This window comes from Nitrospirota bacterium, assembly GCA_040757335.1.
In the GTDB taxonomy this organism is placed as follows: domain Bacteria; phylum Nitrospirota; class Nitrospiria; order 2-01-FULL-66-17; family 2-01-FULL-66-17; genus JBFLXB01.
Genome location: JBFLXB010000028.1, coordinates 33,186 through 50,950 on the forward strand (window position 1 = coordinate 33,186; position 17,765 = coordinate 50,950).

The following is a 17,765-nucleotide window of genomic DNA, read 5'->3' on the forward strand; positions in this document are numbered from 1 at the left end:
ATCACCACCAGCAAGTCATGTTCCGACCCTGAATAGGCAGTACCGGGCGGCATCCTGGAGCACCGTGTCTTCGGATGCGACTTGGGTACAGGGAGGATGCGGACCGCCGAAGTACAGAACCCTCACCGGAGCGGTGTCACGGACCAAAACCGGATAGAGGTAGTACGCGGCCCGCCCTTTCCAGAATACGGACACGACCGGATCTTCTCCATGGCGCGCCTTGAATTCAACCGCCGAGCCCGAAGGCAGCAGGCGAGTCACCTCACCCATGTCCTCCCACAACGGAACACCGTCGATCAGGTGGTAGGCCTCCGCCCGGTTCCGGTCGCCGAATCGCCGGACGTCCACCCCCAGCGCGATGATCTGATGATAGAAGAGGAACAGGAACCCGACGCCCCACACCGCCACCGCGGTGGCCCATGCACACCTGCGGACGATGCTCCGAATTCCGGAGTTCCCCCTCACAAGTTGCGCGAGGACTCCGGCGACCAACACTATCGGCATCAGGACGATCCAGACCGATCGTCCGTTGATCACCGGAGGCGGAAGCGTGTGCATCGAAAAACCCGACAGGGCGGTCGTCTCACCGGGCAACCGCGACCAGAGCTCCTTGACCGCCGTAACCCACCACGGACCACTCGGCTCGAAACCTATCGAGGCGACGACCGCCGGCTGGACAGCGAGCGACGGAACGAGTACGACCTCGACCACCCGGAGGTCGGCACGAGGCGGAATGGGCAGCGAAACCTCGACATCATTGAAGGTCCCGCCACCCGGCACATCAAAAGGGACCAGCACCCGACTGGAACCGTCGTGCCCGCTCAACACGAGGCCGACCCGACCCTGGGTTGCGTCGCCCACCTTGACGCGCAGATGCATCCGCTCGAACGCCGCAGGATCGTGATCCATCTGACCGATCGAGATCACGGCCGCGTTCGCCATCGGGGCGACCGTCAATCCCTCCTCGGTGCGAAGTAAGCGACTGTTGCTGGACCTCCATGCAGACGCTGCCCCTGTGAAATCCCACATCGGCTTCAACGGGGACAATTCCGCGGGCAACGGCCCGGCGCCCAGCGCCACAACGCCCCACACCAGCAAACCCGCGAGGAGGACTGCCGCTATCGGTTTCATCACCACGCCGACCGTCACGTACCGCGCCCCACCGCCATCTCGGGACGACTCCCCTCAGCACTCGTTCGCTCCGATACCCACCGGCCCAACACCTGTACCACCCACAGGGCGGCGAGCGGCGCCACGTGCAGAATGAGGCGGTGCACCACGGTACCGTCTTCCAGGAAACGGAAGAGATCCGTCGTCGCGAACAGGAACGCAATGCCGCCCAGATAGAAGATCACCGGCCAGAAGAGAAACAGGGACTGCGGGCTCACAACTTCACGCCATCGATGGATCACTGCGAGTGCAAACAGCGCCCAGAGGATCAGCCAGTTCCCGTCCAGAAAGAACGATCGGAAAAACACCGCCGCGATTCTCAACCAGCGGTCGAACAGCGGAACCACCGACGACCCGTCCGGTTGGAACGTGGACGAAATTCCAAAATGGAGTTTCACCAGACTCCACGCGCCCCAGACAAGGAGGGGAGGCGCCAGATAGATCGACACGTCCACCCACCCCTTCGTGATGAGAACCGGCGACCGGCGAGCAGCCAGCACGAGCAGCAGGAGGGCGTTGCACGCCACAAACACGACTCCGTCCACCCTTGTCCACACCAGCCCCGCCCCGAACAGCGCCGCCAAGACGAGATCTCGCCGATCGCCGGATCGAGCATAACGCGTCAGGGCGATCGCCCCCCCGAACACAAAGTAGGCGAGCGGGAGATTGGTGTAGCCGTCATGGCCATGTTGAAGAACGAGCGGGAGTCCTGCCACGAACAGCGTCCCGAGCATCGCGGGCCGCGCCTCCCATTGTTCGCGGAGCGAGCCGTAGGCGAGATACAGGAGCGAGAGGAGATAGCCGGGAAACAGGAGCTTGACCGCGACGTCATCCCACGACCCGACGAACCAGGAAACCCAGACCTCCTGTAACGAGATACCCAAGGGATAATCCGGATAGTTCGGGCTTCCGCCCCACCCAAACAGAGCGGGGGATGGAATGGCGGCCTCCAAAAAGATCACCTTGGCCTTGAAGGCGTAGGTGGCCCATGCATCCCAGAATTGAATCGGTTTGAGAACGGCCCGTCCGGTCACGATCAGCCACAGGAGAGCAAGAACCGTCGCCCCTCCCCACCACAATGGATCGCGGACCACAACCATCTCGCCCAGACCGGTCCGTGGGGCTCCCGGCAACCGGCCCCGCCATGCACGCGCCAGCCACCACCCGGCCGCCGGGCCGAGAATGACGGCTATCCCCGCCGCCGGAGTAAGCGGGAGGCCGGCCAGGCCGGCGGCCCCCATCATGGTGGAGATCCACACGAGGCCCAGCCCGTACGCGAATCCCACACGTTGCGGTCCGTTGAGATGGCGAAGGATCGGCGCCGCGACAAACCCGACCGCCCAGATGGACGCAACACCCAGAGCGCCCCAACCGATGGTCACCTCGCCGCTCCGAAGAGCACAATCCGCTCGCTACCCCGGAACGCCACCAACACGGTCTCAACCTGTGCACACAGCGGATGCCTCTGTCCACAACAGCGCAGTCTGGTAGGCGCCGGGCGTCTCATGGCGACGGAATTGAGAAAGCGCAGCCTACACGCGCTCTAGGTTGATACGATATTTGATGGGAGCCCGGAGCTCGCTCACCGCGGTCATTGGTGGCTTCCTTCGGTAATCGTCGTCCGCTGATCAGCGGAAACCGCGGTCAACCGATCCGTGATCCCGCTCGGCCAACGAACCGTGACCTCGTCCGCCGCTGACGCGTCGCCCAAGCCGAACAGCACCGCACGTTCACTCTGCGAGAGGTAGCTTGACCCGGATCTGACCATCCGAGTCTGGGTTCGCCCTCCTGCCGTGACTCTGATCACGGCTCCCAGGCCGTCACGATTGCTCGACACGCCCACCGGTTTGATCCTGAGCCAATGCCCCTTCGCGAGTTGGTTGCGATAGAGACGAGCCGGACCGTTGTTCTCGGTAAACGCCAGATCCGGATCGCCGTCCCGATCAAGGTCAGCCGCCGCGAGGCCGCGGCCCACGAACGGCGCGCTGAGACCGACCGCCTCGCCGACCTCGACGTACGTGCCGTCGTCCTTCCCGCGAAACACCAGCGGTCGCTCCGCTTGCGGCACGCCGCCGTCGAGCGCGCGGGCCAATTCGGCGTCCACGTGGCCGTTGGCCGCCACGACATCGAGCCGTCCGTCCAGATCCACATCCACGAAGACCAGCCCGAACGTGAGGAACGGCAGACTGGGGCCGAGCAGCCCCGTCTCACGCACGCGATCGTGGAAGCGACCGTCCTCGTCGCGTTGGTAGAGCGCGAACCCCTCGCCGATGAAGTTGCCGATGACCGTACGTCCGCGCGCGTCGTCCACGTCGATCCCCATCCCGGCCCGCGCCATCCCGAATCGGCCGGGCCAAGGCGCGAGTTTCGCGCTCCAGTCTTCGAACGTCCCGTCCCCCCGGTTGCGATATAAAAAATTGGGCATTTGGTCGTTCGCGACGAAGAGATCGACCCACCCGTCTCCGTCCGCATCCAGCATGGCGGCGCCGAGCGCCTTGCCGGGCTTGGCAAGGCCCACACGCGACGTCGCGTCTTCGAATCGACCGTTGCCCACGTTGCGAAAGAACCGGGGCGAATCGGGCGGGTACGGATCCGGGCCGCAAAACACCTTGACTCGCCCCTCGAGTCGGCAGACCTGATCGGTTTCCTGGGACCACGCCACGTACCGGCAGACGAACAGGTCCAGTCGCCCGTCCGCATCCGCGTCGAACCACACGGCGCAGGTGCTCCAACCCGTGTCGCCGACGCCCGCGACATCCGTCACCTCGGCGAACCGCCCCCCGCCCTCGTTGTGAAACAACGACACGCCTCCGTGGCCGGTCAGCAGCACGTCTTCGCGCCCGTCGTTGTCATAGTCGGCCGCGGCGCAGCCCATCCCGTATGAAGACGTGTTGATCCGGGACGCCGCGGTCACGTCCTCGAACCGGCCGTCGCCCCGGTTGCGATAGACGGCGACGCCGGGCCCCGGGGCGGAGTCCTCCCACCGTCGGCCGCTCATGAACAGGAGGTCCGGGCGGTCGTCCGCGTCGAAGTCGATCACGCACACGCCCGCCCCGAACGTCTCGGGATACCACGCCCGTCCGTCCGCCCCGTTCACGTGTCCGGCCCGCACGCCTGCGCGAGCCGTCACGTCCACGAAACCGACCGCATCCGTTTCCGGAGCGATCCGAGCGCAGGCCCAGGCCGTCAGCAGGCCGACGAGCGCGGTCAGCACACCCCGGGCGACGGGAGCACCCGACACGGTCAGAGGTGGGGAGCGGGCGGAGACAACACCAGACACGTCATGGTCTGCGTCACGCCGTCGATCGCCCGAATGTTGGGCAGGATGACTTCCCCGAGATGGTTGAGGTCTTGCGCCGCCACATGGACGACCATGTCGTAGACCCCGGTCACCATGTAGACCCCTTTGATGCCTTCGATGCGCCCGAGGGTTTTGTAGGCGCTCTTGGTGTGGTCGCCCGTGACGTTTACCAGAATGAACGCTTCGAATGCCATGATCCTCTCCTTACGACGTGGGCTGCCTCTCTCCTTGGAGGAGGCGCACATCAACCATCGTCCCCGCCTCGACGCGAGCCGCGTCGTGTGCGAGCACGATCAATCCCTCGGCCTTGACCATCGACGTGAGCACGCCGGAATCCTGCGAGCCGGTGGGCGCCGCGCACAGGCGCGTCCCGTTGCGCCACAACCGCGCTCGGACAAAATGGGTTTTCCCGGGCGCTTTGTCGATGCCTGCCGCGAGTTCGGCCACCACGCTCGGCCGGTCCAGCGCGGTCGCGCCCCCCATTCGGAGGAGCGCGGGCCGGACGAACACCTCGAACGTCACCATCGACGACACCGGGTTTCCCGGCAAGCCGAAGACCGGCATCCCCGCGACCGAGCCGAAGGCCATCGGGCTCCCCGGCTTCATGGCCACGCGCCAGAACTCCATGACCATACCGAGTTCGGTCAAGACGTCCTTCACGAAGTCGAACTTGCCCACCGACACGCCGCCGCAGACGATCAGCCCGTCGAGACCGTCCAGCCCTGCCAGCGCCGCCCGCAACGAGGCCGCCGTGTCCCTCGCAATACCCATCACCACCGGAACGCCGCCGGCCTCGACGATTTGGGCCGCGACCGCGTAGCTGTTCACGTTGTAAATGCGGTCCGGTCGCTCGGACTCCCCGAGGTCGATGAGTTCGTCGCCGGTCGCGAGCACGCCGACCCGGGGCTGACGGCCGACGGTCACCGCGGTGTGGCCCAGCGACGCCAACATGCCGACCTCAGCGGGCCGAACCCGCCGGCCCTTGGGGATGACCACCGCGCCCGCGCGGACGTCTTGACCACGCACGCGCACCGACTCGCCGGCTTCGGCCGCCGCTCGAATCAGCACCCGTTCGCCGTCGAGCGACGTATCTTCCACCATCACCACCGCGTCGGCGCCCTCCGGCATGGGTGCGCCCGTCATGATCCTCGCCGCCGTGCCCGGCGTGACGGTCTTGTTCGGCATCAGCCCCGCGGGGATCTCCTCGATCACGGTGAGCGCCACCGGCCGATCGCGGGTCGCGGACGCGACGTCGGTTGCGCGCACGGCGTAGCCGTCGACCGATGAGTTGTTCCACGGAGGGATATCCCGCGTGGCGACTATGTCCTCGGCAAGAACCCGTCCCAAGGCGGCGAGGACCGGCACACGTTCGGTTCCCAACGTGCCCGCTGCGCCGAGGACGGTCTTGAGCGCCGCCTCGACCGGCAGCATGGCGGACCGGCTGCTAGCCACGCTTCCCTCCCGGCTTGACCGCGACCAGTTGGGCCACGAACTGGCCGCCGACCAAACCTTCGCGCGACGCCAGCACGGTGAATCCCTCGAACAGTCGCGGCAGCTCGCCCGGTTGCAGGCAGAAGCCCGTTCGCTTCGGACGGCCGAAGCGCTGTTGGTTTTCGACGGTGAACGTCTCGTACACGATCGCGCCGCCGGGTTTGATCGCCTCGCGGATCTGCGGAATCAGCGCGCGGTCCAGGAAATAGAACACCACCACCAGGTCGTACGCGGCCGGCGGGATTCGATACGTGTCCAGATCGGCCTGCTCCACGCGCAACGACAGACGACGCTCAGCCGCCTCGCGGCGGCACGCCGCAACGGCGTCGGGATCGCGTTCGATCCCGTGGACCTGCCAACCCGCTTCCGCAAGATAGAGCGCATGGCGGCCGTATCCCATCGCGATGTCCAGCGCCGTGCCCTTGGGCAATCGGTCCCGAAACTCCACCAGCAGCGGCGCCGCGTCGCGCACGTCATGGCAGTCGGCCATCAGTCGCTCACGTCGATCGCGCGGCCCTCGCAGGTCGGACACTGCACGATGGGCAAATCCGCCACGATGTCGGCGTACCGAAACTCGTGTCCACACACACGGCACGACAGGGCTTTGGCGCCGCACGAGCCGCACAGATCTCCCTCGGCTCCGGCGATCGGCGCGGCGCACGCGCGACAGCTCGTCATCGCAAGTCTCCTGGCGAGTCCCCTGGCGAGTCTCCTGGCGAGTCTCCTGCCGGACGCGCGGCCCTTAACTCGGACCAGGCCACCGGCAACGGCTCGGTGGGCCATGACCCAGCTTGCGCGATCTCCGCGCGCAACCGCTCCGCGCGATCCGCGCTCATCGGGTGCGTGGACAGCAATGTCATGCCCGATTCCTCACGGGCCAGTTTTTCGAAGAACGTGACCATGCCCTGGGGGTCGATCTTCGCGCGCCGGAGCAGCTTGAGACCTTGCAGGTCGGCCGCGGTCTCCTGCTCCCGACTGAACGTGAGACTGCCCAACCGGTCGGCAAGTTGGCCCACGCCGGACAGCGGCCCCGAGCTGCCGAAGAGAATTTTGATGGTCGCGCTCCACCCGAGTGAGCGAACCAACCCCTGGAGGCTGTGGCGAAGCACCACGTGCTGCACCTCGTGCGCGAGGACGCCGGCCACCTCCTCGGGCGTGTCCGCGGCGTTGAGCAGACCGGTGAACACCACCACGTGGCCCGCAGGCACCGCAAACGCGTTGATCTGGGGGTCGTCAATGACGTGCCATTGGAACCGGTAGGGAGAGTCGATCTCCGCGGTCAAGCGGCCGCCGATCGCGTTGACCGCATCCACCGCGGCCCCTTCGCTCAGTAGGCTAGCGCCGGCTGTAAGCTGCGCGAACGCCGACTCTCCGAGCTGTTCCTCCCAGGCAATGGGAATCCGATCGACCGCCGCCCCCACGATGCGGTCGGCCTGCCACCACAGCAGCGCCAAGAAGAAGAGGGGCGCCAGAACAATCGTGCCGATGAGGGCCCAGCCCACCCCGCTTGCGACCCGCCCGCGGCGAAGCTGCGCGTCGAGTCGCTCGATTTCCACCTGCAGGCCGGGAGGCGGGGCGTTGCGGACGCGTCGCGCGAGCGCGTCGTCGTCCAGGACCAACGCCCACGGCCCGTTGTCGGACCACGTCAACTGAAATTGGCGGCGCTCGAACCCGCCGGGCTCGACCCGAATCGCGACATACGGCACCGAATGCTCGCGCTGCGTGTCCGGCCACAGGCGAAGCCGGTCCTCCGCCAAGTCGAACTCGACGCGCTCGCCTTGGGGCACGAGCCCCGTCCCGAAGCATAACCCGCGACCGGTAAGGTTCACGGAGAGCGCGGGCGTTACAAGCGTGTCCAAATCCCTGACCAATCGAGCCCGTTCAGGTCCACGGTCGGGCTCTTAGTTGTCGCCGTCCAGTAGTCCACCCAACCCGCGGAGCAGCGATCCCTCCTCGCGCGCGCCTCCCCGTTGCGGTGCGGCCGCGTAGATACGGTTTGCGAGCCGGGACAGCGGCAGGGACTGCAACCACGCCCGGCCGGGACCGCGCAACGTCGCAAAGAACAGGCCCTCCCCCCCGAACAAGGCGGACTTAATTTTACCCACGTACTCGATGTCGAAGTCCACGGAGCTCTGCAACGCGACGATGCACCCGGTGTCCACGCGGAGCATCTCGCCGGGCTTCAGGGTCCGCTCGGCAATGGTCCCACCCGCGTTCACGAACGCCACGCCGTCGCCCTCCAGCTTTTGCATGATGAACCCTTCACCGCCGAACAACCCAACGCCCAACCGCTTCTGAAACGCGATGCCCACCGAGACCCCTTTGGCCGCGCACAGAAACGAATCCTTCTGGCAGATGAGCGTACCGCCCAGTTCGTCGAGTTTCATCGGGACGATCTTTCCGGGATACGGCGCCGCGAACGCCACCCGGCGTTTGTCGCGCGCCTTGTTCACGAACACGGTCATGAACAACGACTCGCCGGTGAGCAGGCGCTTGCCAGCTCCCACCAACGCGCCGAACAGCCCCGGCTTGCCGCCCGAGCCGTCACCGAACACGGTTTCCATCTCGATGCCGTCGTTCATGTACATCATGCCGCCGGCTTCGGCCACGGCCGCCTCTTCCGGGTCCAATTCGATCTCGACGTACTGCATGTCGTCGCCGAAGATTTCGTAGTCGATCTCGTGCATCAGCGCCATACGTTTCTCCTTGCCGCAATAGGAAGCCCATGATAGGACCGGGATCGCGGAAAATCAACACGCGGTGACCCACGCAATGCCCTGTTCGAGGTAATCCCGCTTTCCACGGATATGCCTCATAAACAAGGCAGCGAGGGGACTCTTTGGCGAGCTTAGTGCTTCGACGGTTTCGGGGCGAGTGACAGGATCAGCTCAACACGATTTTTCACGCCATACTTTCGGTAAACGTGTTGAAGACGGACTTTCACGGTTTCCCCTGAGATGCCCAACTGGCTCGCGATCTCTCTGGTGTTCCGGCCGAGCGTGACGAGCTCAACGATCTCTTGCTCGCGCCGTGTCAAGCGAATCCGGAACAGCCAGGGAGCGGGGGCGGGGATTCCTCCGATTTCGCTTGCTTCGCAAAAAGGCCTCGTGGTAGGTTCGAGCCCGCACGTCGCGATCATCGGGAGATGTGACGGACCATGGTCTGGGAGCCTAGGGACTTGGGCGGCGGCAAGGCTGACTTGGAGCGGCAGTGGGCCGAGTTCCGGCAGCGCCTGCGGCGGTTCACCGGGTTTCGCGGCTGGACCCCGATCATCGGCCTGCTCATCGCCTTGTTGCTGGCCTGGCAAGGTTTCTACATTGTCGCGCCCGACGAGCAGGGCGTGGTCAAGCGCTTCGGCCGCGTGGTGCGGATCACGCCCCCCGGTCCCCACTTCAAAATCCCGCTCATCGAATCCGTGCTCATTCCGAAAGTCACGAAGCTGCATCGCATCGAAGTGGGATTTCGCTCGAACATCCAAGGCGGGACCACCACCGTGCCCCGCGAAGCCCTCATGCTCACCGGCGACGAGAACATCCTGAGCGTGGAACTGATCGTCCAGTTTCGCATCAAAGACGCGCAGGAGTTTCTCTTCAACGTGGCCGACATGGGCGAGACGATCATGAAGGCGACCGAGGCGGCGATCCGCCAGGTCATCGGGCAGAGCCACATCGACGAGGCCCTGACCACGGGCAAGGCCGAAATTCAGGAAAGCACGCAAGCGTTGTTGCAGCAGATCCTCGATGACTATCACGCCGGAGTGCACGTGGCGGCGATTCAACTGCAGGACGTGGATCCGCCGGAGCAGGTGGTGGCGGCCTTCAAGGACGTGGCCAGCGCCAAAGAAGACAAGGAAAAACTCATCAACGAAGCGCAAGGCTACCGCAACGACATCATTCCCAAGGCCAAGGGCGAGGCCGCGCAAACCATCAACCAAGCCCAAGCCTATGCGCAGTCGCGAGTACGGCGCGCCGAGGGCGAAGCTGATCGGTTCAACAAGACCCTCAAGGAGTATCAACAGGCGAAGCCGATCATTCGAAAGCGGATCTATCTGGAAACGATGGAGGCTGTGTTGCCGGGGATGAACAAGGTGATTATTGACGGGAAGGTCGGCGACCGCACGCTGCCGTACCTCCCCCTCACGCGTGAACCGAAACCATCGGGATCAAGGGGAGGCACCACGCCGTGAAGAAACAGGCGATCGCGCTGTGGGCAAGCGTGGCCATCGTGCTGTTGATCCTGCTCGGCGCCTCCCCATTCTTCGTGGTGGACGTCACCCAGACCGCGATCGTCATCCAACTGGGCAAGCCGGTGCGCACCATCACCGAACCGGGGCTGAAGCTCAAGGTACCGTTGGTACAAAACGTCGTGTATTTCGACAAACGGCTGTTGGACTACGACGCGGTCTCGCAGGATGTGATCACCACCGACAAGAAGACCTTGCTGATCGACAACTACGCCAAATGGCGAATCAAAGATCCGCTCAAAGTGTACGAGGCGTTTCAGACCCAACAAGGGGCGCTGGCGCGTCTGGACGACATCATCTACTCCGAACTTCGCGTCGAGTTGGGCCGGCACACGCTCTCCGAAATCGTGTCCCAGACGCGCTCGGTGCTCATGGAGACCGTGACCGCGCGCGCGAATGAAAAAGCGCTTCCCTACGGCATCGAGGTGGAAGACGTGCGGATCAAACGCGCGGACCTCCCGGAACAGAACGAGAAGGCCGTGTTCACCCGCATGCAAGCCGAACGAGAACGGGAAGCCAAGCGGTACCGGTCCGAAGGGGCGGAAGAGGCCCAGAAGATCCGATCCGAAGCCGAAAAAGAACGGGAGATCCTGCTCGCCGAAGCCTATAAGACCGCGCAGGCGCTCATGGGCGGCGGCGACGCGCAGGCCTTCAAGACCTACTCGCAGGCCTACCGACAAGACCCCGACTTCTTCGAGTTCATGCGATCCATGGAAGCCTACACTAAAGCCCTCGACAAAGACACCACCCTGGTGCTCAGCCCGGACTCCGAATTCTTCCGCTTCTTGAAGTCCAAGTAGGACCGGCCCTAAGTCCGGAGATCCAGACCTCGGTTGCTGAGCCCCTTTTCCGTGCGGTAAGCCGCATAGTACAATGCGGCGGTTTCGGCTGAGGAGGATCCGATGGACGTTCCCACTGACGGACGGGACTCCGCGCAAGACAAGCTGGTTCAAGACTTTAAGGCCGTGATCGCGGACACGGAAGCATTGCTCAAAGCGACCGCGGGTGTCACCGGCGAACAAATCGACGCGGCGAGGGCCGCACTCGAACATCGCGTGGCAGCCACCCAGAAGCAGCTCGCGGAGATGGAGGAAGGCCTGACCGAACACGCGAAAGCCGCGTACGAGGCCACCGACAAGCTGGTCCGGGAACATCCCTGGCCCGCGGTGGGGGTGGCCGCGGCGGTCGGGTTCTTGATCGGCGTGTTAAGTTCCCGGCGTGGATAAGGCGGGCGACAGCGCGAGCGCAACCAGCCGCGATCACGCGGCGGGGCTGTTGGACTCGCTGCGGCGGTTCGTCGCCACGGTGCTCGACGTTCTCCAGACGCGGGTGGAGATCGTCGCCACCGAATTCGAAGAAGAGCGCGAGCGCCTGCGGGAACTGGTCGTGTTCGGCTTCTTCGCCCTGTTCTTCCTGGGCTTTGGGTTTCTTCTGTTGACATTGTTCATCGTGGTCCTGTTTTGGGACACCTACCGGGTGTACGCGGTCGGCGGCTTTGCCCTGCTCTATCTGGGCCTCGGAATCTTCTCGGCCGCGACATTGCGCCAACGACTCAAGACTCGGCCCCGCCTGTTCGCCACGACGCTGGCGGAGTTCACCAAGGACCGAGAACGCCTGACGCGATCATGACTGAGCGGCTGGCAACCATCCGGCAACGGCGGGACGCGCTGGTGGCGCGAGCGGAGGCGCAACGAGACACCCTCGGCCGGCTGGGTCAGCGGTGGCGGACAGCCGTCTTCCTGGCGGACACCGGGCTCACGCTCGCGCGCGAGGTGCGCGCACATTGGGTCACGGTGGCCGCAGGAACCACGCTGCTCACATGGATGGGCCGCGGCCGGCTGGGTGTTTGGGTCGGGCGAATCTGGATGGTCTGGTCCTTATATCGTTCTGTCTCTAAGCAACCGTCACGCACGTCACCCTGACGGCGCCCCCCGCGCGCATCGCAACGCCGCGACACATCGGATTGCCGAACAGCCCCTAAAAAAGTTGACACAGCCTGACCATCGGCTACGCTCAGTCACGTCTCGATACATCGATTGCCACCATCCTGTCGGAGTGACGTCGTGCACGGTGGGAACAGGCATGGACGATTGCGGAAAATTGTAGCCCGTCCGATCCATCGCCGGTCGGTCTCTGTCCTGTTCGCACTCATCTTCGCTCTCGCGACCGCACCCGGTTGCAGCCGGTCGAGTAGCGACACGGTCCCCGACGCTCTGCTGGGCGTGTGGACGACACCGGACCATCGATATTCGGGCCGTTTCCTTGAGTTCCGCCCCCATTTCGTAACATTCGGACTGGGAGAGGAGGGCCAGGCCGTTTACCCCGTGTCGTCCGTGGAATGGACCAGTGAGTCCGGCCAGTCCAGTTTTACCGTCTACTACGAGGGCGAAGACGGAAGCGAATACTCCGTCACGTTGTATCGCGCGCCGTTCGACGAGACCCTGGTGTTTAAGAATCAGCTTCAAACCCACTGGTTTCGCAAACGAACGTGACCCCGCCCTCCGCTCGGTCCCCGGCCGGAAGACCTCCACGTGAAGGAGTCCCGGCAAGACTCATCACCGCAGCCCGAGCCAACCAGGCGGGCCTGACGCTGCTCGAACTCGTCCTGGTGGCGGGGCTGGTGTTTGTGCTCGCCGCGATCGCTGTTCCGGCGGCTCGGGATCACGTGGACCGAGCACGCCGGGCAAAGGCCATCGCCCACATCCACGATCTTCAGGCCAAGCTGCTCCAGTTCCATGAGGACGCAGACCAATACCCAGATTCCCTGGCCGCAATTTCATGGACTGAACGCGATCCCTAGGGGAACCCGTACCAATACCTCAAGATCGAAGGTGCTCCCCCCATCGTGATCGGACAGGCACGAAAAGACCAGTTCCTGGTTCCGCTCAATTCGACCTACGACCTCTACAGCATGGGCCCGGACGGAGACAGCAAGCCGCCGCTGAAAGCCAAGATGAGTCAGGACGACATCATCCGGGCCAACGACGGTCAATACATCGGCTTGGCAGCCGACTATTGACCCGCGAGAGCCGGCGGTGAAGATCGATCGGTCCTTCTTCAAGAGTATCGTCGCTCGACGGATCTTCCTGTTCTTCGCAATCTGCGCACTGGCGCCGATCCTCATCATGGGCGCTCTGATCCTGGGACAGGTCACCGATGCCCTCAACGACGAGACGGCCGATCACTTGCGCCAAACCACCCGATCCTTCGGGTTCGCGATCATCGAACGTCTCATGCTGGCGGCCGCAGAACTCCGATCCGCCAGTGCGGACGGTCCGGTCTCGGCAACAAACCTGGCACGCCGACTCAGTACCCGCTTTGACCAGTACACCCATCAGTGGTTCGATGCGGTCCTGGTCATCCCGGAGAACGAGTCGCCTGTTCTGGTCCGCGGGCCATCCGTTACACCGAGCGCCTTCCCCGTTCCAACCGCGGCGCAGACGGCGGACCTTGAATCCGGACGGACCGTCCTGTTCGTTCAGACAGAGATGAACCGCGTGTGGCTGTTGCGCGCAGCCGGCTCCCCGACACATCGCCGTCTCATTGCGGCCGCATCGGTCCGCCCAGACTACCTGTTCGCCGTGCTCGACCGCGACGCCCTCCCGGCAGGGACCGATGGCTGTGTCTTCACGACCGCACTCCACCCGCTCCATTGCAGCGACCCAAGTCTGTTGCCCCTTCCGACAAGCGTCTCGGAGCGATTGGTGGCGTCGGCCTCCGGCGATTTTCTGTGGCCTGGTCCCGGATCAGGCTACCTGGCAAGTTTCTGGTCGCTCTTTCTTCAAGCGGAATTTGCCGCCCCCAAGTGGGTTGTCGTGGCGGCCGAGTCTCGCATCGGGCTTGTCGGGCAGGTGTCGACGTTCCGACGGACGCTGACATCGACGGCACTGGTCGCCATCCTGATCGTCCTGTTGCTTAGCAGCCGTCACATCCGCAGCACCCTCCAGCCCATCGACGAGCTCCGAGAGGGGATGCGCCGACTGGTCAGGCGCAACTTCAAGGGCCGCGTGGAGGTGTCCAGTCGAGACGAGTTTGAGGAACTGGCACGAGCATTCAACGCGATGGCCGAAGAACTGGCAAGTCAGTTCAACACGATCGAGACGCTCGGCGACGTTCAGCAAGCGATCCTAACCGCTCTGGATGCCAGAGGCGTGGTCGAAACCGCGATCCGACGCATTCACGAACTCTCCAACGCCGACTTCGTCGCGGCCATGTTGATCGACCAGGCGGCTATCAACCGAGGCCTCTTGTTCACCAGGCCCGATAGAACGTCGAACCGAATCCAGGTCGTCAGAACGAGTCTGCCTCACGACGCCTTGCATTCGTTGGTAAGCAGCAGCCCTGCCGAGCAAGACCCTACCTCCCACGAACTCGCCTGGTTGGCGCATGCCCTGCCCGCTCTTGTCGCGTTCGTCGTCGTCCTGCCGCTGCGCGTCGGCGAGAATCCGGCCGGACTATTGATCTTGGGGTACCGTGACCGTACGGCTCGGACCATCGAGGACACTGCTCGAGCCCGACGGGTCGCCGATCAGATCTCAGTCGGGCTTTCGAGCGCCCGAATGGTCGAACAGGTCCACACCATGGCCTATTATGACCAGGTGACTGGCCTCCCGAATCGCCGATTGATGCACGATCGTCTGGACCTGGCGCTGCGTGTGGCCGCACAACACAAGCGACACGTCGCAGTCCTGTTCCTGGACCTGGACCAATTCAAGCGCATCAACGACACCTTCGGTCATTCCAAAGGGGATCGGCTTCTCCAAGAACTGTCCAAACGTCTCGCCACGGTCGTCCGTCGCAGCGACAACGTCGGACGTCGCGATGCGGAGGGTCGCGATGCGGAGGGTCCCGTGGCGATGATCTCCAGACTCGGCGGCGACGAGTTCACGGTGGTGTTGACCGAGGTCACGCAGCCCGAGGATTCGGCTCTGGTCGCGCGGCGAATCCTGCAATCCTTGACCACGCCATTCTCACTGGATTCGGAGACCGTCCTGATCACCGCCAGCATCGGGATCAGCGTGTCTCCCGGCGACGGGGAGGACGCTGACACCTTGGTGAAGAACGCCGACACCGCGATGTATACTGTCAAAGACCAGGGCCGAAACGACTATCGATTCTACAACGCCTCGATGAACGCCGCCCTGCTGGAGCGCCTGACCATCGAAAGCCGGCTACGCAAGGCCCTCGACGACGGCGCGTTGCGCCTGCATTTCCAACCGCGGTGGGACATGACCACGGGAATGGTTGTGGGCATGGAAGCCCTGATCAGATGGCAAGACAGCGACCTGGGGACCGTGCCCCCGTCCCGGTTCATCTCCATCGCCGAGGAGTCGGGGCTCATCATTCCCATCGGCTCGTGGGTCCTCCGGACCGCCTGCGCGCAAGTGGCGGGTTGGCAGGCATCAGGTTACGAACCCGTGCCTGTTGCAGTCAACGTGTCGGGCCGCCAATTCCAATCCGACGACTTTGTGGGACACGTGCGGACCGTCCTGAAGGAAGCCGGTTTACCCGCCCGCCTTCTGGGACTCGAACTGACCGAAAGCGTCCTGATGCGCAACGCGGACGCGAGCGCGGAGGCACTTCGCGGACTGAAGGCGCTCGGGGTCACGATCGCGATCGACGATTTTGGGACCGGATATTCCTCCCTGAGCTACCTCAAACGGTTCCCGATCGACCATCTCAAAATCGACCAATCGTTCATCTGTGGTCTCCCCGCCAACGTGGATGACGCCGAAATCACGAGCGCCATCGTGGCGATGGCCCATCGCCTCAAGCTCCGCGTCGTCGCCGAAGGGGTGGAAACCGACGCCCAACGCGCGTGGCTCGCCAACGTAGGCTGCGATGAAATCCAGGGGTTCTTGGTGGGGAATCCCGTCCCCCCGGAGGAGGCGGTTCGATTTCTCGTCAACAGGGCGGGGCCGCCACTCAAATCGGCCGCCTGACACGCCGCCGCTTACTGCACCGACGCGGCACGTTCCAGCGCAGCCAGGAACTCGGCGACGCCCGGATCATCTGGCGCCGGCGACCACGGGGCAAAGACCCCGGTGTGTTTGGGCTTGTACGGGCCCTCCTTCACTTCTAAAAACACCGAACCCGGTGCTAGGCTGATAATCGAGTGCCACACGCCGGCGGCAATCTCCACGCCATAGGTGCCGCGGCCGGGATCCAGCCGATGAATGTCCACGATCCGGCCGTCGTCATCAAAGACCACCGCGGCCCCTCGGCCTCGCAGGCAGACGAACATTTCCCACTTGGGAGGATCCACGTGGCGGTGGGGCCGCACGTAGCTGCCGGGCTCAACAGCGTTGAGCAAGCGTTGGACCGGCTCCTCGTGTTGGTGAAAATTGTGGTTCATCCGCAGACGCGGATGGCGCGCCGCCTCGGCAGTGACGCGGTCCAGGAGTGCTTGATCGATGCGGCGAATGTGTGCTGTCGCGGGGTACTCGGCGTCGCTCATTGTTTCATCTTGCCGGGGCCTGACGTTTTGTGATTAGGTGAAGGGGCGTTGGGGGCTCGTGAGGTCAGCATGCGCATCGCCCTTACCGGTTCCAGCGGATTGATCGGCTCGGCGTTGCTGACGCGCTTCGCTCGGGACGGTCACGTCGTAACGCGCGTGGTGCGCAACGCGGGGATTCAGGACCCGCAGCATCGCACAACGCTCTGGAGTCCGGCATCAGGGATCATCGACCCCGGCGGACTCGAAGGCCACCACGCCGTGGTGCACCTGGCCGGAGAAGCCATCGCGGCTGGTCGGTGGACCCCGACGCGCAAGCAGGCGATCCGCGAGAGCCGCATTCGCGGCACTCGCCTGCTTTGCGACACGTTGGCCGCCCTGGCGCACAAGCCTCGCGTGCTGATCACGGCATCGGGAATCGGGTACTACGGCAACCATGAGCCCGACCACCGAGTGGACGAAACCAGTGCACGCGGCACCGGATTTCTGGCGGACCTGGTTCGCGATTGGGAACAGGCTGCCGCGCCCGCCTTTGCGGCCGGCATCCGCGTGGTGCACACGCGGTTCGGCATCGTGTTGAGCCCGCGTGGGGGCGCGTTGGCCAAGATGCTCCCGCCGTTCAAGATAGGCCTCGGCGGCAAGGTCGGAAGCGGAAAACAGGTGATGAGTTGGATCGCACTTGACGACGTGCCGTCCGTGATGCTCCATGCCATCGAACACGAATCGCTGTCGGGACCCGTCAACGTCGTCTCCCCGCACGCCGTGACCAACGCGGAGTTCACCCGCACCCTCGGCAGAGTCCTGGGGCGGCCCACGATCTTGCCGCTCCCCGCGTTCGCGGCCCGGTTGCTGTTCGGAGAGATGGCCGACGCCCTGCTGCTCGGCGGCGCCCGCGTGCTCCCGAAACGGCTCGAGGGCTCGGGGTACCGCTTCGCCTATCCTGATTTAGAGCCGGCGCTCGTGCACTTGCTGAACCGACCGCCGGGACGTCACCACGCATAGGAACGAATCACCGCGGGGAAACCGCGGGTGCCCGCGGATCTGATCGGGCCGCGCAATAGACCGAGACGCGACGGCCCAGCCAATTCGATATTGGTCGCGTAAGA

At 64.4% G+C, this 17,765-nt stretch carries 21 protein-coding genes; 10 read left to right on the top strand and 11 right to left on the bottom strand.

Annotated features, from left to right (window positions below; genetic code table 11):
• Positions 1-15 precede the first annotated feature (15 nt).
• The 10 genes from AB1451_13510 to AB1451_13555 all read right to left on the bottom strand — a co-directional run bounded on the left by AB1451_13510 (position 16) and on the right by AB1451_13555 (position 9,101).
• Positions 16-1,131, bottom strand: a complete 1,116-nt coding sequence (locus tag AB1451_13510) for a hypothetical protein (protein MEW6683913.1) — start codon at positions 1,129-1,131, stop codon at positions 16-18.
• Positions 1,132-1,145: 14 nt separating this feature from the next.
• On the bottom strand, positions 1,146-2,552 hold the full coding sequence (locus AB1451_13515; protein ID MEW6683914.1) for a hypothetical protein: 1,407 nt from the start codon (positions 2,550-2,552) through the stop codon (positions 1,146-1,148).
• A gap of 209 nt (positions 2,553-2,761) precedes the next feature.
• The gene (locus AB1451_13520) at positions 2,762-4,384 is read right to left on the bottom strand and encodes a CRTAC1 family protein (GenBank protein MEW6683915.1); all 1,623 of its coding nucleotides are present in this window, start codon (positions 4,382-4,384) and stop codon (positions 2,762-2,764) included.
• A gap of 29 nt (positions 4,385-4,413) precedes the next feature.
• Entirely contained in the window at positions 4,414-4,665 is a 252-nt protein-coding gene (locus tag AB1451_13525) for an Lrp/AsnC ligand binding domain-containing protein (GenBank protein MEW6683916.1), read from the bottom strand.
• 10 nt (positions 4,666-4,675) lie between these two features.
• Positions 4,676-5,923 carry a gephyrin-like molybdotransferase Glp gene (gene glp, locus AB1451_13530; GenBank protein ID MEW6683917.1) on the bottom strand — a complete coding sequence of 416 codons (1,248 nt, stop codon included), beginning with the start codon at positions 5,921-5,923 and terminating at the stop codon, positions 4,676-4,678.
• Positions 5,916-6,452: a class I SAM-dependent methyltransferase gene (locus AB1451_13535; protein ID MEW6683918.1), complete on the bottom strand. Its 537-nt coding sequence runs from the start codon at positions 6,450-6,452 to the stop codon at positions 5,916-5,918. Before AB1451_13535 ends, glp begins: the two co-directional genes overlap by 8 nt.
• Entirely contained in the window at positions 6,452-6,640 is a 189-nt protein-coding gene (locus AB1451_13540; GenBank protein ID MEW6683919.1) for a hypothetical protein, read from the bottom strand. The genes AB1451_13535 and AB1451_13540 overlap by 1 nt, the downstream gene beginning before the upstream one ends.
• Positions 6,637-7,821 carry a M48 family metallopeptidase gene (locus AB1451_13545; protein MEW6683920.1) on the bottom strand — a complete coding sequence of 395 codons (1,185 nt, stop codon included), beginning with the start codon at positions 7,819-7,821 and terminating at the stop codon, positions 6,637-6,639. The genes AB1451_13540 and AB1451_13545 overlap by 4 nt, the downstream gene beginning before the upstream one ends.
• Before the next feature lie 42 nt (positions 7,822-7,863).
• On the bottom strand, positions 7,864-8,658 hold the full coding sequence (locus AB1451_13550; protein MEW6683921.1) for a TIGR00266 family protein: 795 nt from the start codon (positions 8,656-8,658) through the stop codon (positions 7,864-7,866).
• Positions 8,659-8,810: 152 nt separating this feature from the next.
• The gene (locus AB1451_13555) at positions 8,811-9,101 is read right to left on the bottom strand and encodes a helix-turn-helix transcriptional regulator (GenBank protein MEW6683922.1); all 291 of its coding nucleotides are present in this window, start codon (positions 9,099-9,101) and stop codon (positions 8,811-8,813) included.
• 18 nt (positions 9,102-9,119) lie between these two features.
• Here AB1451_13555 and hflK point away from each other — a divergent pair, with 18 nt between their 5' ends.
• From hflK to AB1451_13600, 9 genes are all read left to right on the top strand, one after another.
• On the top strand, positions 9,120-10,148 hold the full coding sequence (gene hflK / locus AB1451_13560; protein ID MEW6683923.1) for an FtsH protease activity modulator HflK: 1,029 nt from the start codon (positions 9,120-9,122) through the stop codon (positions 10,146-10,148).
• The gene (hflC, locus tag AB1451_13565) at positions 10,145-11,005 is read left to right on the top strand and encodes a protease modulator HflC (protein MEW6683924.1); all 861 of its coding nucleotides are present in this window, start codon (positions 10,145-10,147) and stop codon (positions 11,003-11,005) included. Before hflK ends, hflC begins: the two co-directional genes overlap by 4 nt.
• 102 nt (positions 11,006-11,107) lie before the next feature.
• On the top strand, positions 11,108-11,431 hold the full coding sequence (locus AB1451_13570) for a DUF883 family protein (GenBank protein MEW6683925.1): 324 nt from the start codon (positions 11,108-11,110) through the stop codon (positions 11,429-11,431).
• On the top strand, positions 11,424-11,834 hold the full coding sequence (locus AB1451_13575) for a phage holin family protein (GenBank protein ID MEW6683926.1): 411 nt from the start codon (positions 11,424-11,426) through the stop codon (positions 11,832-11,834). The genes AB1451_13570 and AB1451_13575 overlap by 8 nt, the downstream gene beginning before the upstream one ends.
• Positions 11,831-12,127 (top strand): YqjK family protein, encoded by a 297-nt coding sequence (locus tag AB1451_13580; protein MEW6683927.1) that lies wholly within the window; start codon positions 11,831-11,833, stop codon positions 12,125-12,127. The genes AB1451_13575 and AB1451_13580 overlap by 4 nt, the downstream gene beginning before the upstream one ends.
• A gap of 168 nt (positions 12,128-12,295) precedes the next feature.
• The gene (locus AB1451_13585) at positions 12,296-12,697 is read left to right on the top strand and encodes a hypothetical protein (protein ID MEW6683928.1); all 402 of its coding nucleotides are present in this window, start codon (positions 12,296-12,298) and stop codon (positions 12,695-12,697) included.
• Positions 12,694-13,005: a hypothetical protein gene (locus tag AB1451_13590; protein ID MEW6683929.1), complete on the top strand. Its 312-nt coding sequence runs from the start codon at positions 12,694-12,696 to the stop codon at positions 13,003-13,005. The genes AB1451_13585 and AB1451_13590 overlap by 4 nt, the downstream gene beginning before the upstream one ends.
• A 45-nt stretch (positions 13,006-13,050) precedes the next feature.
• A complete protein-coding gene (locus tag AB1451_13595; protein MEW6683930.1) occupies positions 13,051-13,224 on the top strand; it encodes a hypothetical protein in 174 nt (57 codons plus the stop codon).
• A 16-nt stretch (positions 13,225-13,240) separates the two neighbouring features.
• Positions 13,241-16,147: an EAL domain-containing protein gene (locus AB1451_13600; protein ID MEW6683931.1), complete on the top strand. Its 2,907-nt coding sequence runs from the start codon at positions 13,241-13,243 to the stop codon at positions 16,145-16,147.
• Between the two features lie 11 nt (positions 16,148-16,158).
• Here AB1451_13600 and AB1451_13605 read toward each other — a convergent pair whose 3' ends face one another.
• Positions 16,159-16,662, bottom strand: a complete 504-nt coding sequence (locus AB1451_13605) for a WbuC family cupin fold metalloprotein (protein ID MEW6683932.1) — start codon at positions 16,660-16,662, stop codon at positions 16,159-16,161.
• A 69-nt stretch (positions 16,663-16,731) separates the two neighbouring features.
• Between AB1451_13605 and AB1451_13610 the strand changes: the two genes are divergently transcribed.
• Positions 16,732-17,661, top strand: coding sequence for a TIGR01777 family oxidoreductase (locus tag AB1451_13610; protein ID MEW6683933.1), 930 nt, complete (start codon positions 16,732-16,734; stop codon positions 17,659-17,661).
• Positions 17,662-17,765 lie beyond the last annotated feature (104 nt).